The sequence below is a fragment of the Brachybacterium sp. AG952 genome, assembly GCF_004362645.1.
In the GTDB taxonomy this organism is placed as follows: Bacteria; Actinomycetota; Actinomycetes; order Actinomycetales; family Dermabacteraceae; genus Brachybacterium; species Brachybacterium conglomeratum.
This window is the reverse complement of record NZ_SNXV01000004.1, coordinates 386138-408481: the sequence shown is the minus strand read 5'-3', so window position 1 is coordinate 408481 and position 22344 is coordinate 386138. Positions and strand designations below refer to the sequence as shown.

At 71.0% G+C, this 22344-nt stretch carries 18 protein-coding genes; 8 read left to right on the top strand and 10 right to left on the bottom strand.

Annotated features, from left to right (window positions below):
• Positions 1-238: 238 nt before the first annotated feature.
• The 7 genes from DEU31_RS12165 to DEU31_RS12135 all read right to left on the bottom strand — a co-directional run bounded on the left by DEU31_RS12165 (position 239) and on the right by DEU31_RS12135 (position 10920).
• The gene (locus DEU31_RS12165) at positions 239-1735 is read right to left on the bottom strand and encodes a CoA-acylating methylmalonate-semialdehyde dehydrogenase (RefSeq protein ID WP_133677318.1); all 1497 of its coding nucleotides are present in this window, start codon (positions 1733-1735) and stop codon (positions 239-241) included.
• Positions 1736-1889: 154 nt separating this feature from the next.
• Positions 1890-3872: a 3D-(3,5/4)-trihydroxycyclohexane-1,2-dione acylhydrolase (decyclizing) gene (gene iolD, locus DEU31_RS12160; protein WP_133677317.1), complete on the bottom strand. Its 1983-nt coding sequence runs from the start codon at positions 3870-3872 to the stop codon at positions 1890-1892.
• Between the two features lie 185 nt (positions 3873-4057).
• Positions 4058-5323, bottom strand: a complete 1266-nt coding sequence (locus DEU31_RS12155) for an extracellular solute-binding protein (protein WP_133677316.1) — start codon at positions 5321-5323, stop codon at positions 4058-4060.
• Positions 5320-6189: a carbohydrate ABC transporter permease gene (locus tag DEU31_RS12150; protein ID WP_208109986.1), complete on the bottom strand. Its 870-nt coding sequence runs from the start codon at positions 6187-6189 to the stop codon at positions 5320-5322. Before DEU31_RS12150 ends, DEU31_RS12155 begins: the two co-directional genes overlap by 4 nt.
• The gene (locus tag DEU31_RS12145) at positions 6189-7121 is read right to left on the bottom strand and encodes a sugar ABC transporter permease (protein WP_243733825.1); all 933 of its coding nucleotides are present in this window, start codon (positions 7119-7121) and stop codon (positions 6189-6191) included. The genes DEU31_RS12150 and DEU31_RS12145 overlap by 1 nt, the downstream gene beginning before the upstream one ends.
• Positions 7122-7292: 171 nt before the next feature.
• Positions 7293-9644 carry an FAD-dependent oxidoreductase gene (locus DEU31_RS12140; protein WP_133677315.1) on the bottom strand — a complete coding sequence of 784 codons (2352 nt, stop codon included), beginning with the start codon at positions 9642-9644 and terminating at the stop codon, positions 7293-7295.
• Between the two features lie 244 nt (positions 9645-9888).
• Positions 9889-10920, bottom strand: a complete 1032-nt coding sequence (locus DEU31_RS12135; RefSeq protein ID WP_166649494.1) for a LacI family DNA-binding transcriptional regulator — start codon at positions 10918-10920, stop codon at positions 9889-9891.
• A gap of 221 nt (positions 10921-11141) precedes the next feature.
• On the opposite strand from DEU31_RS12135, the gene iolC reads away from it, so the two are divergent.
• From iolC to DEU31_RS12105, 6 genes are all read left to right on the top strand, one after another.
• Complete coding sequence (gene iolC / locus DEU31_RS12130; protein WP_133677313.1) at positions 11142-12182, top strand: 5-dehydro-2-deoxygluconokinase; 1041 nt, start codon at positions 11142-11144, stop codon at positions 12180-12182.
• The gene (locus tag DEU31_RS12125; protein WP_133677312.1) at positions 12179-13114 is read left to right on the top strand and encodes a deoxyribose-phosphate aldolase; all 936 of its coding nucleotides are present in this window, start codon (positions 12179-12181) and stop codon (positions 13112-13114) included. The genes iolC and DEU31_RS12125 overlap by 4 nt, the downstream gene beginning before the upstream one ends.
• Before the next feature lie 37 nt (positions 13115-13151).
• A complete protein-coding gene (gene iolB, locus DEU31_RS12120; RefSeq protein WP_133677311.1) occupies positions 13152-14033 on the top strand; it encodes a 5-deoxy-glucuronate isomerase in 882 nt (293 codons plus the stop codon).
• Positions 14030-15103 carry a Gfo/Idh/MocA family oxidoreductase gene (locus DEU31_RS12115; protein ID WP_133677310.1) on the top strand — a complete coding sequence of 358 codons (1074 nt, stop codon included), beginning with the start codon at positions 14030-14032 and terminating at the stop codon, positions 15101-15103. Before iolB ends, DEU31_RS12115 begins: the two co-directional genes overlap by 4 nt.
• Before the next feature lie 231 nt (positions 15104-15334).
• Positions 15335-16066 carry a GntR family transcriptional regulator gene (locus DEU31_RS12110; protein WP_208109989.1) on the top strand — a complete coding sequence of 244 codons (732 nt, stop codon included), beginning with the start codon at positions 15335-15337 and terminating at the stop codon, positions 16064-16066.
• A 190-nt stretch (positions 16067-16256) separates the two neighbouring features.
• Positions 16257-16724, top strand: coding sequence for a VOC family protein (locus DEU31_RS12105; RefSeq protein ID WP_133677309.1), 468 nt, complete (start codon positions 16257-16259; stop codon positions 16722-16724).
• Between the two features lie 51 nt (positions 16725-16775).
• Here DEU31_RS12105 and DEU31_RS12100 read toward each other — a convergent pair whose 3' ends face one another.
• Positions 16776-17864, bottom strand: a complete 1089-nt coding sequence (locus DEU31_RS12100) for a hypothetical protein (RefSeq protein ID WP_133677308.1) — start codon at positions 17862-17864, stop codon at positions 16776-16778.
• A 598-nt stretch (positions 17865-18462) separates the two neighbouring features.
• On the opposite strand from DEU31_RS12100, the gene DEU31_RS12095 reads away from it, so the two are divergent.
• On the top strand, positions 18463-18861 hold the full coding sequence (locus DEU31_RS12095) for a GNAT family N-acetyltransferase (protein WP_133677307.1): 399 nt from the start codon (positions 18463-18465) through the stop codon (positions 18859-18861).
• A complete protein-coding gene (locus DEU31_RS12090) occupies positions 18858-19691 on the top strand; it encodes an aldo/keto reductase (RefSeq protein ID WP_133677306.1) in 834 nt (277 codons plus the stop codon). Before DEU31_RS12095 ends, DEU31_RS12090 begins: the two co-directional genes overlap by 4 nt.
• Before the next feature lie 332 nt (positions 19692-20023).
• Here the strand turns inward: DEU31_RS12090 and DEU31_RS12085 are convergent, their stop codons facing one another.
• Together DEU31_RS12085 and DEU31_RS12080 are read right to left on the bottom strand one after the other, a co-directional pair.
• Entirely contained in the window at positions 20024-21547 is a 1524-nt protein-coding gene (locus DEU31_RS12085) for a 6-phospho-beta-glucosidase (RefSeq protein WP_133677305.1), read from the bottom strand.
• Positions 21544-22311, bottom strand: a complete 768-nt coding sequence (locus DEU31_RS12080; RefSeq protein WP_133677304.1) for a DeoR/GlpR family DNA-binding transcription regulator — start codon at positions 22309-22311, stop codon at positions 21544-21546. The genes DEU31_RS12085 and DEU31_RS12080 overlap by 4 nt, the downstream gene beginning before the upstream one ends.
• Between the last annotated feature and the right edge of the window lie 33 nt (positions 22312-22344).

Here is a 22344-nt window from a genome sequence, read left to right as displayed (position 1 = left end):
TGCGGGTGCTGCTATGAGTCGTAGCGGACGCAAAACCTGCGGGGCCGGGAACCGGGGGCCGACGGGACGCGCCATGCGGCTGAAGCGCCGGACTGAGCGGCCAGCGGGACGGTCCAGGTGGCTGACGGGACGGGTCGGATGGCCGACGGGCGGGCGGCTGACAGGACAGGTCGAATGTTCGACGGGGCCGGGCGGCCGACGGAGCCCGCCTGGCCCCGTCGGCCGCCCGTGCAGCTGCTCAGTGGTGGGTCGGGAAGCTCATCGAGGACTCGACCGTCTCGTTCTGCGAGGGCCAGCGGGTGGTGACGGCCTTCTGGCGGGTGTAGAAGGACACGCCCTCGGGGCCGTGGGCGTGGTGCTCGCCGAACAGCGAGTCCTTCCAGCCGCCGAAGGAGTAGTAGCCCACCGGGGTCGGGATCGGCACGTTGATGCCGATCATGCCCACCTGGATCTCGTCCTCGAAGCGGCGCGCGTAGTGGCCGGAGTCGGTGAAGATCGCGGTGCCGTTGCCGAACGGCGAGGCGTTGACCAGGTCGATCGCCTCGTCGAAGTTGTTCACGTGCATCACCACGAGCACCGGGCCGAAGACCTCCTCGGTGTAGGTCGGGTGGTCGGCGGCCAGATTGGTGATGATCGTCGGCCCCACGAAGTTGCCGTTCTCGTGGCCCTCGACCACGAGGCCGCGGCCGTCGACGACGATGGTGGCGCCGGCCTGCTCGGCCTCGTCGGTCATGCGGATCACGCGCGCCTTCGCGTCGGGCGTGATGACCGGCGGCATGTCGGTCCTCTCGTCGTCGCCCGGGCCGACCACGAGCTTCTCGGCCTCGGCCTTGATCGCGGCGAGGAACTCCTCGTGCACGTCGCCCACGGTCACCGCGACCGGGACGGCCATGCAGCGCTCGCCGGCGGAGCCGAAGGCGCCCGAGGCGACCTGCGCGGCGGCGAACTCGACGTTCGCATCCGGCATCACCACGGCGTGGTTGTTCGCGCCGCCGAGGGCCTGGACCCGCTTGCCGGCCGCGGAGGCGGTGGCGTGGACGTGCTTGGCGATCGGGGTGGAGCCGACGAAGGAAACGGCTGCGACGCCGTCATGCTCGCACAGCGCGTCGACGACGGTCTTGCCGCCGTGGACCACCTGGAACACGCCGTCGGGCAGGCCGGCCTCCTGGTAGAGGCGGGCGACGATGTTCGAGGCGGAGGGATCGCGCTCGGAGGGCTTGAGGATGAAAGCGTTGCCGGTCGCGATCGCGATCGGGTGCATCCAGAAGGGCACCATCGCCGGGAAGTTGAAGGGGGTGATCCCGGCGACGACGCCGAGCGGCTGGCGCAGGGTGTGGCCGTCCACGCCGGTGGAGATGTTCTGGGAGAAGCCGCCCTTGAGGTCCTGCGTGATGGAGGTGGCGAACTCGAGCGTTTCCAGGCCGCGGGCGATCTCGCCCTTCGCGTCGCCGACGGTCTTGCCGTGCTCGCGGGAGATCACGACGGCGATCTCGTCGGTGTTCTCGATCATCAGCTGCCGCATGCGGTAGAGGATCTGGGTGCGCTTGGCGAGCGAGACCTTCGCCCACTCCTTCTGCGCGCGCCGGGCGACCTCGACGGCCTGGTCGACGGTGGAGGCGTCGCCGAGCTGCAGCGTGCCGACCTCGCCGCCGGTGGCGGGGTTCATGATCGGCTGGGTGGAGCCGGCTCCGGCGACCTCGCGGCCGTCGATCCAGTGAGTGATCTCGTATCCCATGGTGTCTCTCCTCGGAGGTGGGGTGTCGTGGTGGTCTGCGGTGGATCAGAGGTAGTGGCGCTGCGCGAACTTCTGCGCTCCAGGCGTGACCTCAGGACGTATATGGAGTTAAGGCCACGCACAGGACGCAGAATCGTGCGCGGCCTGGAACGGTTCAGAGGTAGTGGCGCTGCGGGACGAGGTCCTGCTCGTACTGGGCGCGGGCCTGCTGGGTGGACTCCAGGCGGGAGACGGCGCTGACCGGCACGTCCCACCAGCCGATCCCGGGCGGGTTCGGGCCGTACAGGTTCGTGTTGACCACGATCGCGGTCGCCTCCTCGGACTGCTCCGCCCGGCGGTACGCCTCGCGGAAGGACTCGGTGTCGGAGACCTCCTGCACCTCGAGCCCGTAGGAGCGGATGTTCGCGGGGATGTCGAAGGGGAGCTTGTCGCCGTCGAGCATCCCGCTGTTCTCGTCGCGCATGCGGTACTTGGTGCCGAAGCGCTGGCTGCCGTGGGACTCCGAGAGGGAGCCGATCGAGGACCAGCCGTGGTTCTGCAGGATCACCAGGATGACCTTGATCCGCTCGGCGACGATGGTCGCGATCTCCTGCGGCGCCATCTGGAAGGTGCCGTCGCCGATGATCGCGACGACCTCCGACTCCGGCGCGGCCATCTTCGCGCCGAGCGAGGCCGGCAGCTCGTAGCCCATGCAGGAGTAGCCGTACTCGAGGTGGTACTGCTGCGGGGAGCGGGCCTTCCACAGCGCCTGCAGGTCGCCGGGCATGGACCCGGCGGCGTTGATGACGATGTCGGTGTCGCCCATCAGCTCGTTCAGCGCGCCGAAGATCTCGGTCTGGGCGGGCAGCTCCTGGTCGTGGGGCCGGAAGCAGGGCTCGACGAGCTGCTCCCAGTCGGCGCGGAGCTGCCTGGCCCGCTCGCCGTGCGCGGCCGGGGCCTGCCAGCCGGAGAGCCCGGCCTGCAGGGCGGCGAGGCCCTCGCGGGCGTCGGCCACCAGCATGGTCGCGGCGTGCTTCGCGGCGTCGAAGGCCTTGACGTTGAGGTTCACGAAGCGCACGTCGGGGTTGCGGAAGGCGGTGTGGGAGGCGGTGGTGAAGTCGGTGTAGCGGGTGCCCACGCCGATCACCACGTCGGCCTCCGCGGCGAGGGTGTTCGCCGCGTCGTTGCCGGTCGCGCCGACGCCGCCGATGCACAGCGGGTGGTCGGCGCTGAGGGCGCCCTTGCCGGCCTGAGTGTCCAGCACCGGGATGCCGGTCGCGTCGGTGAAGGCCGCGAGCGCCTCGCTCGCCTCGGAGTAGATCGCGCCGCCGCCGGCGATGACGACGGGGCGCTCCGCCCCGCGGATCACCTCGAGGGCGCGGTCCAGCGCCGCGGGCTCCGGCACGGGGCGGCCGACGTGCCAGGTGCGCTCGGCGAACAGCTCCACGGGCCAGTCGTGCGCCTCGGCCTGCACGTCCTGGGGGAGGCAGAGGGTCACGGCGCCGGTCTCGGCGGGGTCGGTGAGCACGCGCATCGCGGCCAGCAGCGAGGGGATCAGCTGCTCGGGGCGCCAGATGCGGTCGAAGTAGCGCGAGACGGGGCGGAAGGCGTCGTTGACGGTGACGTCCATGGCCCGCTCGTCCTCGAGCTGCTGCAGCACAGGGTCCACGGCGCGGTTGGCGAAGACGTCGCTGGGCAGGATCAGCACGGGGATCCGGTCGATGGTGGCGAGGGCCGCGCCGGTGACCATGTTCGTCGAGCCCGGGCCGATCGAGGCGGTGCACGCCATGGCCTGCAGACGGTTCTTCGTGCGCGCGTAGGCCACGGCCGTGTGGACCATGTTCTGCTCGTTGCGGGCCTGGTAGTAGGGCATCTCCGCCTCGGCGGGGATGGCGGCCTCGGCCGGCGCGCCGGCCTCGGCGGGGGCGGGGTCCAGCGCGTTCTGCAGGAGCGCCTGGCCGACGCCCGCGACGTTGCCGTGGCCGAAGATGCCGAAGGTGCCGGGGATCAGACGCTGTCGCACGCCGTCGCGCTCGCTGTGCTGAGCGGCGAGGAAGCGCACCAGGGCCTGGGCGACGGTGAGCCGGATCGTGCCGGCGGGGGCCGACGATGCGCCGGCGGCCGACGCCGCGGCAGGGGCCGAAGGATTCTCGCTCATGCTGCCTCCGTGATGCTGGATCCGTCTTGGACGGGCCGTGGGTGACACCATCTGTCGCTCGGACTCGACGGTGAGTTCAGATGGGACCAGCATGACGAGACATGACAGCAGCTGTCAAGTATTTGTCAGGACATATGCCGTCGTGTGAGTGACCCGGGTTGTCCGGCGCGCCCCGCGCGTCGTTCTCAGCCCCTTAGGAGCTCCATCAGCGCCTCCTTGCCTTCCTTCAACGCCTGGGTCGAGGACACCGTGCCGCGCAGCCCCTGTTCGATCGCCTCGTCATGAGCGCGCTGCGCCGATGAGCCGATCGGGAAGTCCCACAGCGGATTGCGCCGGGCGGACGCCACCACGACGCGGTTCCACTGCTCGTGGAAGCTGTCCTCGGCGAACCACGGCGACTCGATCGCCTCGATCGTCGTGGGCGGGTTCCCCAGTCCCTCGAAGGCGATCTGTTGCGTGCGGAGATCCGTGCTGAAGATGCGCAGGGCCTCCACGGTGGCCTCGCTGTCGTCCAGCGCGACCAGAGGCTGGCTCCAGATCAGGTTGTGGCCCTCGCCGTCTCGTGCGGGGCGCCGCACCACCTCCATCTTGGACGCGATGTCGGGATCGCTGGACTGCGGCGGTATGACCCCGATGGCCTGCGGGGCGTCATCGTAGATCGCTGTCCGCTGCTGAGCGAAGAGGGTCCGGGCGCCCTCACGGTCCATGCCCGCCTGGATCAGCCCGTCGTCGAGCAGCATCTTCCAGTAGTCCAGAGCATCTTTCGAGCCCGGGTCGCCGAGCGTGACCTCGCCGCTCTCGTACACGGTCCCGCCGAACGCCCAGATCCAGGGAATGAAGTCCTTGAGTTGGGTGACCGCGGAGCAGGGGGCGTAGGGGATCAGCGAACCATCGGAATCCTTGATGCGCCGCAGCGCACGGGTGAACCCGTCGATGTCGTCGAAGGTCGAAGTGTCGATCCCGAGATCGCGGAGCATCGGACCGTTCGTCACGATCCCGAGGGCGGACTGCGTCCAGGGCATGGCGTACCGCACGCCGTCGTAGCTGCCGGCCTTGTCGATCACCCGGGGGTAGAGCGCGGTGTCCACGTGAGGATTGAGATCCTTGATGACCTCCGCGGTCGCGAGGGCGCTCATCCACTCCTCGTCGATGTGGACGATCCCTGTCATCCGACCACCGCGCGCGGAGAGGACGAGCTGGTTGAGGTACTTGTCGTACGGATACACCCGTTCATCGACCGTCAGGCCCGTGGTTTCCGTGTAGACCTCGCAGGCCTCTCGCATGGCCGTGCTGCTCCGGGTCTCGGCGAACCCCCAGGAGGTGAAGGACAAGGTGTCGTCAGCACCGCTGCGATCGGCCGTGGAGCAGGAGGCCGAACCCGCCAGCAGTGCGCCGGCGGCACCGGCCGCGCACGTGCGCAGGAAGCCGCGTCGATCCGTAGTGGAGTTCATTTCACCGCTCCTGTCATGGCACCGCTGACGAAGTGTTTCTGCAGCGCGAAGAAGATGACCACTACCGGCAGGGAGGTGAGGATGGAGGCCGCCATCATCTCGCCGTACGCGTTCTGGAACTCCCCCGTGAAGGCGAGCGCGAGACCGGCGGGGAGCGTCTGCCTCTCCGTGCTGACCAGCGTGAGTGCGAAGGGCAGGTCGTTCCAGGCCCGGATGAAGGAGAAGAGGCAGATCGCGATCATCGGCGTGCGCACCGCCGGGAGCATCACGCTGAACATCGTGCGCAGCTCGTCGGCCCCGTCGAGACGGGCCGCCTCCAGGAGGGCGTCGGGGAGCGCATCGAAGGAGTTCTTCATCATCATGACCGACAGCGGGAGCGTGAACGTCGTGTACGAGAGCACGAGCGCCAGATAGGTATCGATCATGCCCACCGCGTCGAACAGCGTGTACAGGGTGATGAGCAGCAGCACCTGCGGGACCATCTGGGCGGTCAGGATGAGGAACATCATGGTCGCGCGTCCGCGGAACCGGAACTTCGAGAACGCGTACCCGGCGAAGGATCCGACGACGAGACTGCACAGGCACGTCAGGCCCGAGACCAGGATGCCGTTGGCGACGAAGCCGAGCAGCGTCGCATCCGTGAGGACGAAGAGGAAGTTGTCGAGCGTGTAGTCCCGCGCCAGTGTCGGAGGGAACTGGAAGATGTCCGTGTCCGAGGTCATCGACGTGATGACCATCCAGACAACGGGTACGAGCGCGAACAGCCCGACGACGATCAGGGTCAGATAGGGAGCGGTGGGGCGCGCCTGCAGTCTCGAGCGGCCGTGCCGCGGCGTCACTGTGGGTGATGTCTTTATCGCGGTCATCACTTCGCCTCCCTCTCCTGCCGTGCGGTGTAGAGCAGATAGACGACGACGATGGCCGACATGAGGATCGTCCACAGCACGCCGATGGCGCCCGCCTCGCCCAGATCGAAGCGCTCGAACGCGGCCTGGTAGAGATCGACCGACAGCGTCGTCGTAGATCCAACGGGCCCGCCGCCCGTCATCACGTAGGGGATCTCGAAGTGCTGGAATCCCCAGATGCACTCGAGGAGCAGCGTGAGCGCGATCGCGGGCTTGATCTGCGGCAGAATGACGTGCCACTGCTTCTTCCAGCCGGAGGCGCCGTCGACCGCGGACGCGTCGTGCACCTCGTCGGGTACACCCTGCAGAGCTGCCAGCAGCAGCACGGCCATCCAGGGGAACGTCGTCCACACCTTGGCGAGGATGACGCCGGCCATCGCGAAGACCGGGGAGTCGAGCCAATTCATCGTCCCGTCCCCGCCGAGCAGTGCGATGACGCCGTTGAGGAGGCCGTAGTTCGCGTTGAGGATCCACGCCCACAGGAACGAGACGACGACCCCCGGCAGCAACCACGGGATGAGGAGCGCCGAACGCCACACCGCGACCGCGCGGATAGGGGCGTTCAGTCCCAGGGCCATCGCCAGCGCGAGGACGAAGGATCCGCCGGTGGATCCCACGACGAAGATCACCGTCTGTGCGACCACGCGCCAGAACTCCGGATCGGTGAGCTTCGCGGTGATGCCCACGAGGCCGATGAAGCCGCCCTCCCGATCCAGCAGGCTCTGATCGGTGAAGCCGTACCAGAGCGCCTGGAGCAGCGGGTACGCGATCACCACGACGAACAGAACCAGCGCGGGCGCCGCGAGGGCGTAGGCGAACCCGCGCTTGCTCCACCCCCTGCGGTGATGGCTCTGCTCGCGGTGCGCCGTCGCGGCGCCCTGGGCGACGCTCACCTGTCGGCCCTCGAAAGGGCGGGAGGTCGGACCGACCTCGAGGGTGCCATCTGCGATCTCATGTCTCTCAAGCCTCTCCTCGTCGAGCACTGCTTGCAGCGGGTGACGGGTCGATCGATCATTCGATCCGCCCGGCGCGGGTGGCGACTGCCTGGGAGTCGCCCTGTGGGGCTAAGCGGGGGTCGTCTCGCGACCCGAGAACGAGGGCTCCGTGCATACCGAGTCGGCATAGGCGCGGAACTCGTACACCCCGGCGGAGGGGTCGCCGTGGGTCGCCAGCGCCACCAGGCGCAGGCGGTCGCTCCTCACGGGGGTGTCGAGGGTGTGCACGACCCGGGTGGCCGTGTTGTCCTCCACCCGGATGATCGTCCGCCATCCTTCCCCCTCGGGGACCTGGAGATCGTAGTCCCGGACGCACTGCGGGTCCCGGTAGAACGGGGGATACGCGTGGTACTCGCGCAGGAGGTGGCCCGCGAAGGTCAGCTGGACCTGCCGCAGATACTGCGGCTCCGTCCAGCTCAGCTGCAACCACTGTGGCAGGGGCTCTGCCGGATCGGAGCGCCACTGGTTCGTGGAGCGGCGCGGACGGGTGCAGCCGGAGGTCACCTGGGCGGGCTCGTAGGCACGCTGCGCCGGGGTAAGGCGGAAGCTCAGAGTCTGGCCCGAGCCGAACCGGCGATAGTGGCCCGGTCGATCCTCGAAGGCGGCGATCTGTCCCGGCTGCACCGCCGGGGAGATGTGCCACTCGACACCGTCGGCCGGTCGGAGATCGATGCGCACGTAGTCGCTCTCCGCGGCCTCGGGCAGCCCGATGTCCCAGTCCAGCCAGGCCGGCCCCCCCGGGGGGACCATCAGCTCGGCGGTCGCCAGCGGCTCTCCCGGCTCCGTGCGGTAGTCCCAGATGCCGTCGACCGCGTGGACGGTCGCCGACACTGCGACGGGAGCGTCGTGGTGGTTGGACAGGCACAGGCCGATCGTCTCCAGGTGCTGGCCCTGCCCGCGTGCGATCCACTGGCCGACGCGGCGCTCCAGCTTACCGCTGTAGGGGAAGAGCGGATAGTTGCGCCAGTAGTCGAGTCCGCCGAGGCGAGCCGCGGTCGCCGGCCCGACACCGCGTACGACGTCGGTGGAGCTTGCGGTCACCTCGGCGGAGCGCGCGAGGTCAGCGGGATCATGATTGCTGACACCCACGAGGAACGCCCCGTCGCGCAGCAGCGACTGCTGGATCCCGTCGATGTCCGCGAAGGCGGCGTCGAGGACCTTCGGAGCGGCGAAGTTCCGGGCCGCCGCGACCCCCACCGCCTGGCCCATGGACGCGGCGGTGCCCATCACGCGGGTGGCGGACATCGCAACATGCGAGGCCGAGATGTTGCGCCCCGCGAAGAGGAGGTTGTCCAGGCTGCCGGAGGTCAGCGCACCCAGGGGGATCCCGAACGGTCTGACGTACTTCGATCCCATCGACGCCGTGGCCGGATCAGCCCACTGCTTCTGCGTCGAGGGCTCGGCGACCTCCTTCAGGAGTCCGCCGATGGTGTGGAGATCCATGTACCAGCCGCCGAACGCGACCTCGTCCTCGAACACCCGGTTCTCGATGAGGTCCTGCTCGACGAGCATGTGGCGCCCCTCGAGACGACGGGATTCGCGCTTGCCGGGCACCTGCCCCACCCAGTCCAGGGCGAGGTTCTCGGCACGCGGGGACCAGTAGGGGTGGCGGTTCTTGAGGTAGTCCCAGATGCCCAGGACATGGCGGGTGAGTTCGTGGCGCAGCGTCTCGTTCTCGTACAGGGTGTCCCACGGAGCACCCAGCTCGATCCACCAGTATCCGCTCACCAACGTCTGGATCTTCCTCCCGCCCTTGACGAGAAAGTCGTCGTTGTCGTAGCGCTCTGCCCAGTCGGGAGCGCGGAACTGCGTGGGCACACCGGTGTCGACAGTCTTGAAATGCAGCGAGGATCCCATGGTTCCCGAGCCCGCCTCCTCGGGCGCATAGGTCTCACCGAACTCCGCGGCGGCCTCCATGCCCTGGCGCGACGGGTTGCCGGCGAGCGCTCCGAGCGTCCCGTCGCCGGTGCAGTCGATGAACGCCGATCCGGTGATCTCGTGGATCAGCTCCGCACCCCAGGTGCGCGCCGTGATGGCGGCGATCCTGCCGTTCGCCACCACGGCGGACTCGACACCGGTGTTGAGGAGCAGGGTGAGGTGCGGCGTGCGGACCGCCATGTCGTACAGGATCATGTCCCAGACCGAGTTGGTCCAGCCGTTCTCCTCGATCGGGACGTGGTTGGTCGCCCGGTCCTGGATCAGGGCTTCGGAGATGATGCCGGTCTCGCGGGCATACCCGTGGAAGGCCGCCGCGCCGTGCGGGGTGACTCTCACCTCCGAGGACGAGTTGCCGCCGAGTACCGGACGGTCCTGGACCAGGACCGTCCGGGCCCCATGCCGCGCGGAGGACAGGGCGGCCGAGAATCCGGCCAGCCCTCCTCCGCACACGACGACGTCGTACTCCTCCGCGACTGTGCGCATCGGCTCTTCCTCCGTTAGCGTGGAAGTCGTCCACGACCATGTGGACCGGTCCACAAGCCGTGGACCGGTCCACAACGTACATCGGCGTTTCATGTCCTGTCAATGTTCTGCTGGAGGTTGACTTCTCTTCCGGAGACCGCCGGTGACGGCTCGAGAGGTCTGCGTGCGGGCGGTGCTCCGGGTGCGCCGGGAGCTCCCGACCGGTGGGGTCGCCGAGCGCTCCCGCGCTCCTCGGCTCCCGCGCTCAGCGCCGCGGCGGAGGGCCCGTCGTGGAACGCTCCACCAGGCGCGGTGCCACGCGGATCTGCTGCGGCGGGGACCCCTGCGTCGGGCCCGCATCGAGCAGGGCCTCCGCCGCCGCCGCACCAATCGCCTGATTGTCGGGATCGACGGTCGTCAGCCGCGCCAGGTGATAGGCCGAGGCCGGAGCGTTTCCGTAGCCGACCACGGACGTCCCTGACCCCTCCTCGCGCACGGCCGCCAGGACCCCCAGCGCCGCATGGTCCCCTGCCGTGGTGATCGCCGTCGGCGGCTCGGGCAGCGCGAGGAGACGTCGAGCCGCTGCGTAGCCCGCCTCCTCCTCGAAGTCGGCCCGGTCGATCAGGACGTGCCCGGCGAGACCGCTGCTCTCCATGGCATGCTCATATGCCCTGGCACGAGCCTCGCCGACCCGCCCGATCCCGGAGGTGTGCGCGATCCGCCGATGGCCCAGGCCCGCCAGGTGGTCGATGACGGCGAGCATCCCGGCCTCGTCATCGGTTGACACCTCCGCCGCGGCGGCGATGCCGGCGTCCCTGGTCCCGGCGATGACGGTGGGCTCGAGCTTCCCCAGGGGCTCCAGGCTGGACTCGTCCCGCACCGCGCCCACGATCAGGAGGCTCTGGGGGCGCAGATCGCCCAAAAAGGCGATCGCGGCCTTCTCGAGGGCGCGATCGGCTCCCGGCTGGTTCAAGCTCGCCGAGCAGAGGAGCACACGACGGCCGGCCGCTTCGAGCCGTCGATGCGCCCCGATGACGATGGGAGCCAGCGCCGGCGAGTACAGATCCGAGACGACGATGCCCGTGAAACCCCCGTCGGAGCTGTTCAGCGCCCTGGCCGGCCAGCTGGGCCGGAAGCCGAGCTGATCGGCCGCCTCCATGATCCGTCGCAGGCTGTCCTCGCCGACGCGTCCGGGGGACGCGAAAGCCCGCGACACCAGGGACTTCGAGACCCCCGCCACCGCCGCGACGTCACGGATTGTCGGCCGTTGCGGCACCGCCTGGGGGGAGGGAGGCATGAGTGCGAGCATAACGAAGGCCCGTCGGGAGCGGGTGGCCCGCGGTGCGGGGGTGGAGCGGCGGAATGCCGCCGGAGGCCAACCGTTAGCCGCCGACGCCCCGGCCTGTTTGTCTGTACAAATAGCGTCGGAAATGTCACAATGGAGATATCGAGCGACATCGTCGGCCGGGTCACCCCGGGTAGCCGACCCGTTCCGTCAGCAGAGAGGCCACGAGACCCATGGCAGCACCCGATCTCGACATCATCACGCTCGGCCGCAGCGGCGTGGACATCTACCCCTTGGAGATCGAGAAGGGTCTCGAGGACATCCACAGCTTTGGCAAGTTCCTCGGCGGCAGCCCCACCAACGTCGCCGTCGCGGCGGCGCGGCTCGGGCACGCGCCCGCCGTGATCACGGGCGTGGGCGATGACCCCTTCGGCCGCTACGTGGTCAAGGAGATGGAGCGCCTGGGCGTCTCCGGCCGCTACGTCGTGAAGGACGACGAGCTGAACACCCCGATCACGCTGTGCGAGATCTTCCCGCCGGACGACTTCCCGCTGTACTTCTACCGCAAGCCCAGCGCCCCCGACCTGCAGGTCGCGCCCGAGCACCTCGACCTGGACGCGATCCGCGAGGTCCCGCTGTTCTGGTTCTCCGGCACCGGCCTCTCCGAGGAGCCCAGCCGCTCCGCCCATCACGCGGCGCTCGAGGCCCGCGGCCGCGACGGGGGCCCGAACGCCGGGCACACCGTCTTCGACCTCGACTACCGGCCCATGTTCTGGTCCTCGATCGAGGAGGCCCGGGAGCAGTACCGCGAGGCGCTGAAGTTTACGACGGTCGCCGTCGGCAACAAGGAGGAGTGCGAGGTCGCCGTCGGCGAGACCGAGCCCGAGCGCGCGGCCGACGCGCTGCTCGAGGCCGGCGTGAAGGTCGCGATCGTCAAGCAGGGCCCCAAGGGCGTGCTCGGGAAGACCGCCGACGAGCGCGTGGTCGTCGCCCCGAACATGATCCAGGTGATCAACGGCCTCGGCGCCGGCGACAGCTTCGGCGGTTCGCTCTGCCACGGCCTGCTTACCGGCCAGTCCCTCGAGGAGACGCTGATCCGCTGCAATGCGGCCGGCGCCATCGTCACCAGCCGCCTCGAGTGCTCCACCGCCATGCCCACCACCGAGGAGATCGACCTGCTCATCGCGGGCGGCGATCCCAACAAGGGGCAGACGGTCGACGAGATGCTCGGGGCCCTGCGGCGTCGCGGCGCCGTCGGGGCGGAGCAGCGATGACCACCAGCCCCACCGCCGTCGGAGCCGGCGCCTTCGTCTCGACCTACGACGAGGTCACGCGCGTGCGGATCGAGGATCCGGGCCGCTTCGCCCGCCTCGCCGCCGCGCGGAAGCGCCGCACCGTCGCCGACACCGACGGCACGATGATGATCATCGCCGCCGACCACCCCGCCCGCGGCGCCCTCGGCGTCGGCTCCCGCGACCAGGCCATGGCCTCCCGCACCGAGCTGCTGGACCGCATGCGCGAGGCGCTGGCCGTGCCCGGCGTGGACGGGGTGCTCGGCACCGCCGACATCCTCGAGGACCTGCTGGTCATGGGCGCGCTCGAGGACAAGGTCGTGTTCGCCTCCATGAACCGGGGTGGCCTGCAGGGCGGGTCCTGGGAGATCGAGGACCGCTTCACCGCCTACGACGCCGCCTCGATCAAGCAGGCCGGCTTCGACGGCGGGAAGATGCTCACCCGCATCGACCTTGACGACGACCGCACCTCCTTCATCCTCGAGGCGAGCGCGAACGCCGTCACCGACCTCGCCCGCCACGAGCTGATCGCCATGGTCGAGCCGTTCATGTCCTCCCGCCCCGGCGGGCCGGGCACGAAGGTCGTCAACGACCTCTCCCCGGAGGCGGTCATCAAGTCCATCCACATCGCCCAGGGCCTCGGCGCCACCAGCGCCTACACCTGGCTGAAGCTCCCGGCGGTCGAGGACATGGAGCGGGTCATGGACGCGACCACCATGCCCACCCTGATCCTCGGCGGCGACCCGGTGGACGACGATCCCGAGACGATCCGCGCCTCGTGGGGGAGGGCGCTGGCCCGTCCGAACGTGCGCGGCCTCGTCGTCGGCCGGACGCTGCTGTACCCGGCGGGGGACGACGTCACCGCGGCGGTCTCCGCCTCGGTCGACATGATCCGCTCCGCGAGCGCGTCCTGACGATCCCGCTCCCAGCATCGAGAACAGGAGAGCATCCATGAGCACCACCGAGCAGCTCCACCTGCCGGCCGGGTCCACCGGCCGCGGGAACTACGAGACGATCATCGATCCCGGCGCCCGCGAGGGCTGGGTCCACACGGGCCTGCGCGTCCTCGCCCTCGCCCCGGGCGGCAGCGAGCTGGTCACCGCGGGCGGCGTCGAGGCGATGGTCGTGCCGCTGAACGGGGCGTGCGACGTCACCGTGGCCGGCGAGACCCATCGCCTGCGCGGCCGCGAGGACGTCTTCGCCTCCGCGACCGACGTGCTCTACGTCCCCGTCGGCTCCCAGCTGACGATCTCCTCCGAGGAGGGCGGCCGCTTCGCGCTCGCCACCGCCGTCGCCACCGGCGCCCACCCCGTCGCGCTGATCCGCGCCGAGGACGTGCCCGTCGAGATCCGCGGCGGCGGGAACATGACCCGCAAGGTGCGCAACTTCGGCACCGTCGGCGCTTTCGACCAGATGGACTCCCTCATCGCCTGCGAGGTCATCACCCCCGGCGGGAACTGGTCCAGCTATCCCGCGCACAAGCACGACGAGACGACCGAGACGGAATCGGAGCTGGAGGAGATCTACTACTACGAGATCCAGGACGGCCCGGCCGGTCCCGGCTTCGGCTTCCACCAGACCACCTCCAGCGGCGAGGACACGCCGATCGACGTGCTCACCGAGGTGCGCAGCGGCGACACGGTCCTGGTCCCGCACGGCTGGCACGGCCCCTGCGCCGCCGCGCCCGGCCACGACATGTACTACCTCAACGTCATGGCCGGCCCCGAGGCGGAGCGGGCCTGGAACATCACCGACCATCCCGAGCAGGGCTGGGTGCGCGACACCTGGGCCGACGCCGGGATCGACCCGCGACTCGAAGGAGAGGCCCGATGACCGCAGAGCATGCAGCCCCGTTGCAGCAGAACGCGGCGCCGCAGACCGCACCCCCGCAGGACGTCCGCGTCGGCGTGATCGGCGTGGGCCGGATGGGCGCCGACCACGTCGAGCGCATCACCCGGCGCATCAAGGGCGCCCGGGTGAGCGTGCTCAGCGACTACCTGCGCGAGACCGCCGAGAAGGTCTCCGCCACCGCCGCCGGCTCCCGCGTGGTCGACACCTGGCAGGAGGTCGTCGCGGCCGAGGACGTCGACGCCGTGCTCATCGCCAGCCCCGGCGAGTTCCACCGCGAGCAGGTCCTGGCCTGCATCGAGGCGGGCAAGCCGGTGCTCTGCGAGAAGCCGCTGGCGATGAACCCCTCCGACGCCTACGACGTGGTCCGCGCCGAGGCCGAGGCCGGCACCCCGCTGGTCTCCCTCGGCTTCATGCGCCGCTTCGACGTCGGCTACGGCGAACTGAAGGACGCCCTCGAGGCGGGCGAGCTCGGCACGCCGATGCTGCTGAACTGCAAGCACCGCAACGCCTCGGTGCTGCCCGGCTTCACCGACACCCACATGGTCTACGACTCGGCCGTGCACGAGATCGACGCGATCTCCTTCTTCCTCGAGGAGCCGGTGGTCTCGGTGCAGACCGTCATGCCGCGCAGCACCGAGAAGGCGCCCGAGGGGCTGCACGACCCGCTGCTGTTCCTGTTCCGCACCGCCTCCGGCACCGTCGTCACCGACGAGCTGTGGGTCAGCACCGACGCCGGCTACGAGGTCCGCACCGAGCTCGTCGGCTCGAAGGGCGCGGCGACCGTGGGCCAGGAGGCCGGGATGGTCACCACCCAGCAGGCCGGCTCCCGCTGGGGCGGGCAGGTGCCGCTGGACTTCCGCCCCCGCTTCATCGCCGCCTACGACGCGGAGGTGCAGGCGTGGGTCGCCGCGGTGGCCGACGGCAGCAACATCGCGCCCCGCTCGGCGACCGCCTGGGACGGCTATGCCGCAGCCGCGGTGTGCGAAGCGGCGGAGCGGTCGCTCACGGCCGAGGGCGCCGTGGACGTGACCCTGCAGGAGCGCCCCGCCTGAGGCGGCGCGGTCGAGGAGCCCCGCCCGCGGCCCCACGGCTCAGCCCGCCCCGTATCCTGCGGGGCGGGCCCGCGCCGCGGCGGGGGAGGACCCGGAACTCCCTGGGGAGACCCGGAGGACGAGGAGACAGACGTGGACAGCGAGAGCACGAGCGACGCCATCGAGAGCACGACGGAGCACGCGGCGCCGGGGAACGGCGCGGCGGGCAGCGCCGCGTCGGAGAACGGCACGATCACCCTGGACCTCACGATCGAGCGCGATACCAGCACCCCGCTGTACCTGCAGCTCGCCGGCGGCATCGAGGACGCGATCCGCTCCGGCGTGCTGCCCCCGGGCAGCCGCCTCGAGAACGAGCTGGCCCTCTCCAAGCGGCTGAAGCTCTCCCGGCCCACCGTGCGCCAGGGCATCCAGGAGCTCGTGGACAAGGGCATGCTGGTGCGCAAGCGCGGCGTCGGCACCCAGGTGGTGCAGGCCCCCGTGAACCGGCAGGTCGCGCTGACCTCGCTGTACGACGACCTGCGCACCGCCGGGAAAGCCCCGCGCACCGAGATCATCGAGTACCGCATCGGCCGGCCCTCCCCGGAGGCGCTGGACCGCCTGCAGCTCTCCCCGGGCGAGCAGGTGCTGGACCTGATCCGCGTCCGCTACGCCGACGGGGAGCCCCTCGCCCTCATGCGCAACACGATCCCCGAGCGGATCGCGCCCTCCCGCGAGGCGCTCGCCGCCTCCGGCCTGTACGCCTGCCTGCGCGAGCGCGGCATCACCACCGTCCTCGCCCATGAGCGGATCGGCGCGACCGTCGCCGACGAGGAGCACGCCGAGCTGCTCGAGGAGGAGATCGGCGCGCCGCTGCTGACCATGGAGCGGAAGTCCTTCGCCAATGACGGCGGCGTGATCGAGTTCGGGTACCACGTGTACCGCGCGTCCCGGTACTCGTTCGAGGTCACGCTGGTCGATTCCTGAGGGTGGGCGACAGCGCTCGGTCACGTCACGGGCAACGCGAGAGTGCACGTCACCCGTTCACGACCATACCGTCGGTGCCTCGGGAACACAGCCATCTCGGCGCGATGAGGTCTACCGCCCGTCGGCCCTCGGCCATACGCTTCCCCCGAGTCCCCGCACCGGCGCGGGACCGCATCGGAGAGGATCCGCCATGACCGAGAACTCCGCACAGGCCGGCACCGCAGGCAGCGCCGACGGCGACTCCGCGCAGGGCCAGGACTGGTCGAAGGGCCGCCCCGTCCACTTCGAGATCCAGGCCGCCGATCCGCAGCGCGCCGTCGAGTTCTACACGAGCGTGTTCGGGTGGACGACCGAGGACTGGTCCGACTTCGCCGGCATGCCCTACTTCGGCGTCACCACCGGCACCGGCCCCGGCATCGACGGCGCGATCCTCGGCCGCCCGGGCGGGGAGAACGCCGAGGTGGGCGGCCCGGTCATGGGCGCCACCCTGACCATGGGCGTTGCCGACTTCGACGAGGTCGCCGAGAAGATCACCGCCGCGGGCGGCACGGTCGCGCTGCCGAAGTACGCGCTGCCGGGCATGGCCTGGCAGGGCTACTTCCACGACACCGAGAACAACGTCTTCGGCATCCACCAGCCGGATCCCGAGGCGAAGTGAGCGCCGCGGCCCGGCGTGCGGGGCCGGGCCGCAGCCGGGCGTCAGGAGTGCTCAGCGGCCGAAGAGGTCGCCGAGGCCGAAATCGGAGATCCGGTCGCCGAAGCCGGTGAGCTGCTCGCCGAGGTCGGTGACGCCGCCGCCGATCCCGTCGGCCGCGCCGTCGAGGCCATCGATGCCGCCGAAGTCGCCCATTCCCTCGAGCCCCTCCATGCCCTCGAATCCGTCGGTGAAGCCCGCGAGCTGCTCGGAGAGGTCGGGGGCGAGGGCGTCGACGTCGATCCCGTCACCGATCGCCGCCTCGAGCAGCGATCCGCCGACGGAGCTGAGCACCGCGCCGCCTGCGACGGCCGCGAGCAGGCCCGCCGCACCGACTCCCGCCGCCCCGAGGCCGACGGCACCGGCACCGAGCGCGGCCTTGCCGATCCCGCCGGAGGGGCGCCCGCCCGCGCCGTCGCGGCTGGAGTCGTCCGCGCCCGAGCCGTCCCCGTTTGCACGGGAGGGGCCGACGCCGCCGGAGCGGCCCAGCAGACGCGTGAGCCGGCGCGGATCCAGCACGCCGAGGCGGGTCGCGGAGCGGGCGAGGTCCTGCGGGTCCTCGGAGCGCGGCCGCTCGCCCTCGGGCAGCTCGCTGCGCATCGTCGTGCCCAGCTGCTGCCGCTGCGCCGGGGTGAGGCGCTCGAACGCCTCGCGGTGCACGCGCTCGAGCTGATCGGGCTCCGCGGTGCGCACCAGGTAGTCGTAGCGGGCGATCGCCCGACGGTCCTCCGCGGTGACCTCCGCCGCCCCCGCCGCGCCGGCGGCTCGGGCTGCGCCGGCGGGCCCGGTGGCGCCCGTGTGCGCGCCGCTGCCGGAGCCGTGGACGGAGCGGTCCCCGGCGAGGGACGGCATGGACGTCGTCGGGATGCCCACGTCCGTCCCGCGCGAGGAGTCCGCGGCCCGGTGGTCCCGGCGCGGGCCGTCGCCCCGGGAGGGCGAGGGGTCGTGAGCGGTGCGCTGTGAGTCACCGTCCCCGGTGAGGGCATCGGCGGCGCCGCGCACGAGGGAGCGCCAGTCCGAGCCCCCTCCCGAGCGGGAGCGGCCCGAGCTCTGCTGGTCCAGGGCCTTCTGGGCGGTGCCGATCAGGCGGCGGAACGTGCTCATGAGGGTCCTTCCGGTGGGGCGCGCCCGGGGCTCCGGGCAGGGGACGAGAGTGACGGCGCCGCCTCCGTACCCGCCGGGATGTCCCTGGACCGCGCCTGGGAGGACTCCCGTAAAGGGTCCGCGATCATCGAGGGTGAGGGTGGCGGTATCCGCGAGGTCTTCCGCGCATGCAAGGAGAGGGGCCTGTCTCGCCCGCAGCTGATCGATACCGGTGTGCAGTCCAAAGCCCTTCTCTGGCGACCCGCTAGAGAAGGTGGCGAGGGGGCGCAATCGGGAATGCGTCAGATCGTCGACGAGAAGAGCCGGCGGCCCTCCAGAGCTCCATGCATACGCGGCATGAAGCGCTGGTGCTCAGCAACCTTCGTGATCACGGCCCCTGCGCACTTCGGGACCTTGCCGTCGACTCCGGTCTGAACCTCGGTCAGCTTCGGGATGCGTTGGTACGACCGATGGAGGAGGGCCTTGTGGTCATGGACAGTGGGCAAGGGGCGAGGACCACTGGCTATCGCCTCGCTCCACGGTGATGGTGAGATGACGAGGAGGAAGCCCCCGGCTGCCGCCGCCGCGCTCACGGGGCGCCGCTGCGCAGCATGCCCTCATGACGATGCCCGGGACGACGGAGGTGGGTACCGGGGATCCCGCCCGGATCCGGCTGCGCCCCGTGCGGAGCGCAGACGCGGACCTCTACCTCCGCCTGCGCTGCGATCCCGCGCTGATGGCGGAGCTCGGCGGCGCGCTGCCGGCGGAGCGGGTCCTCGCCAGCCTGCGACGCGAGGTGGAGGAGACCGAGCAGGGTCGCGCCCGTGTGGTCGTCGTCGAAGTGCGCGGCGGGGCGACCTGGCACGGCGCGGGCAGCATCACGCTCGTGCCCGGGTCTGCCACCACAGGACGTGGTGAGCGCCGGCGGCGGCCGACCAGTCGGACGATCGTTGTCGACCCGGAGCCCGCAGTCATAGGCTGGGCCGGCAAACGCATACCGAGGAGGCTCCGCCCATGACCGCTGTTCCCGCTCTGCCCTTCCACGACGGCAGGTCCGTCCCCCAGCTCGGCTACGGCGTCTGGCAGGTCGAGGACGATGTCGCGGCCGACGTCGTCCGCCAGGCGATCGACGCCGGCTACCGGCACATCGACACCGCGGCCGGCTACCAGAACGAAGGCGGCGTGGGCCGCGCCGTGAAGGCCGCGGACGTCCCGCGCGAGGACCTGTTCATCACCACCAAGCTCGCCAATGAGGACCAGGGATTCGACTCCGCGAAGGCGGCTCTCGACGCCTCGCTCGAGAAGCTCGACACGGATTACGTGGACCTCTATCTCATCCACTGGGCCAGCCCCCAGCGCGGGAAGTACCTCGAGTCCTGGAAGGCCCTGATCGAGCTGCAGCAGGAGGGGAAGGCGAAGTCCATCGGCGTCTCGAACTTCCCGATCCCGCAGCTCGAGGAGATCATCGCCGAGACCGGAGTGGTCCCCGGGATGCACCAGATCGAGCTGCACCCGCAGTTCCAGCAGTCCGAGCTGCGTCGTTACCACGCCGAGAAGGGCATCCTCACCGAGGCGTGGTCGCCGCTGGGGCAGGGCGGCGACATCCTGAAGGATCCGGTGATCACCGCGATCGCCGAGGCCCACGGCGTCGACGCCGGCCAGGTGATCATCGCCTGGCACCTGGCGATCGGGAACGTCGTGATCCCGAAGACCGTCACGCCCGAGCGGATCGTCTCGAACCTCGCCGCCGCGCAGCTCGTCCTCACCGACGAGGAGGTCGAGCGCATCGACGGCCTGGACCGGGCGGACGGACGGATCGGCGCGGACCCCTCGAACCCCGGGTTCTGACTCGCCCGGTCCCGACGAGCTGGGCCGGGTGGGGTCAGAACCGCTGGGCCGGTCAGCTGGGTCCGGTGCCATTGTGCCGGGGAGCTGAATCCGGAGCTGTTGGGCCGGGCGGCCGGGTCCGGAGCTGTTCGTGTCCGCCGAAGGGACGTGAGGAGCAGGTGGCCTGTCATAGGCAGGCCGCGTGCCGCTGACGTCCCTTCGGTGGACACACCCTGCGGAGAGGCCGACGGCGGGGCCAGGGCCGGGCGGACCTCTGCACCGTGGCCAGCCCGGGCAGGGCTCGGCAGAGGGTGCGGGCCACGGCCGGGCACCTGTGAGGGATCGGCCCGGGATCAGCGGCCGGAGAGCAGCGCCGCGATCTGCGGGTGTCCGGCCTCGTAGCCCTCGAGCAGCTTCCGGCCCAGCTCCGGGGAGCTGACCAGCGGATGCGTGGAGAAGCCCTGCCAGGCCGCCTCCCGCGAACCGGTCACCGCGGCCTCGAGGATCGCCCGCTCGGATGAGCGCAGCGCGCTCATCATCCCGAGCCGGCCCAGCTCCACCGGTGCCACGGGCAGAGGGTGGATCCCGTCGCCGTCCACCTCGCACAGCACCTCGAGCACGCAGTCTGCGGGCAGCTCGGGCACGATCCGCTCGCTCGCAGGGGCCTCCTCGCGGCCGGCGCCGATGTTGCCGACGTCCAGGATCATCCGCTCGGGACGGCCGGTGGCGAGCGCGGTCATGAGTCGCATCGCGACCTCCTGGTAGCCGCCGCCGGCGACGTCCTCCTCGCGCCGCTCCTCGTCGCGGGACTCGGCCATGTAGGTCGCCTCCCGCTCGTGGAGGGTCTCGCGCCAGAGGTCCAGCGGCGAGATGCAGCAGGCGCTGCCCGCGGCGTCGTGCGTGCCGGCATCGTGCGGCCCGGCCGACCCGTCGTCGGTGCCCGTGCCGGCTGCTCCGGCGGCGGATGTCGTGCCGCTCCCGCCCGGCCCGCGCCCGTCGGCCTCCGCGGCGGCGAGATAGAAGTCGCCCTGCTGCTTGGCGAGGAACTCCCCGCGCGTGGTCGCAGCGCCGGTGATCCGCTCGATCGCGTCGGCGGTGTGGAGGTAGTAGAAGAGGTACTCGTTGGGCAGCGCGCCATCGGCCCGCACCCAGTCCTTGCCGATCAGCCGCGCCTCCTCGATCTCCTCGAGGGCGGCGTCGTCGGCGAGCAGGCCGGGGAGGCGCTCGGTCCCCTCCAGCCGCACCGAGCGCAGCCAGCCGAGGTGGTTCAGGCCCACGTAGTCGACCTCCGCGCCGCGCTCGCCGGCGACGAGGTCCGCCCCCAGCAGCCGGCCGACGCGACGCACCAGCCCGATCGGGGTGTCGCAGATGCCGACGACGCGGTCGCCGAGCACGGAGTGCATCGCCTCGGTGACGATCCCGGCGGGGTTGGTGAAGTTGATGGTCCACGCCGTCGGCGCGAGCTCGGCGATGGTCCGGGCGATCTCGAGGGCCACGGGGATCGTGCGCAACGCATAGGCGAGTCCGCCCGGGCCGATCGTCTCCTGGCCCAGCAGGCCGAGGCCGAGCGCGACCCGCTCGTCGACGGTGCGGGCCTCCGCCCCGCCCACGCGCACGGCGCTGAACACGAAGTCCGCGCCGGTCACGGCCTCGCGCAGGTCGGTGGTGGCGATCAGGCGGGGGAGGGCGACGGCTCGTCCCTCGGCGGCCAGGCGCGCGCCCTGCTCCTCGATGACGGCGCTGATGGTCGCCAGGCGCTCCGGGTCGACGTCGTGCAGCGCGATCTCGTCGACGGTGAGGCCGGTGGCGGCGGTGGCGACCGCCTCGTGGACGAGGGGGACGCGGAACCCTCCGCCTCCCAGGATGGTGAGCTTCATGGCAGCAGGACCTCCACGGCCTCCCCCTCGGGGAGGCCGATCTCGATGGGCAGGGGGCGGTCGGTGAGCAGGGCGGTGAAGCGCGGCAGGCGGGCGACCTCGAGGAAGCCGGAGCCGGGGAACTTCTCGTGGTCGGCCAGCAGGTAGGAGCAGGTCGCGACCTCGAGCAGGCCCCGCTTGACGGGGACCTCGCTGGGGGTGGAGTCGAGCACCGCGCCGTCGGCCCGCACCCCGGCGGTGCCGAGGAAGGCGCGATCCACGCGCAGCTGGCGCAGCGCCGATTCGGTGAGGGTGCCGACGAGGGAGTCGTAGTTGGGGCGCAGCAGCCCGCCGAGCACGACGATGTCGATCGCCGGCGCGCTCGCGAGCGCCCGCACCACGGCGAGGGAGGCGGTGACCACGGTGAGGGAGCGCTCGGCCAGCAGCGGGCACATCGCGGCGACGGTGGTGCCGATGTCCAGCGCGATCACCTCGCCGTCGCGGATCTGGGTGCAGGCGAGCGCCGCGATCGCCTGCTTCGCGGCGGGGGCGGAGGCGGCGACGTCCGCGAAGGAGCGCGGATCGGCCTCGGGGCGCACGGAGCCGCGCGGATCGGTGGCGCCACCGCGGACCCGTCGGACCAGGCCCTGCTCGGCGAGCGCGTCGAGGTCCCGACGGATCGTCGCCTCGGAGACCTGCAGGTCAGCGCTGAGAGCGGCGACGGTCGCCGCACCGCCGCGACGGATCGCCGACACGATCGCCCGGTGGCGCTCCTCGCTCAGCATGGCGATACCGTAGCACCGAGCACGCAACTTCAC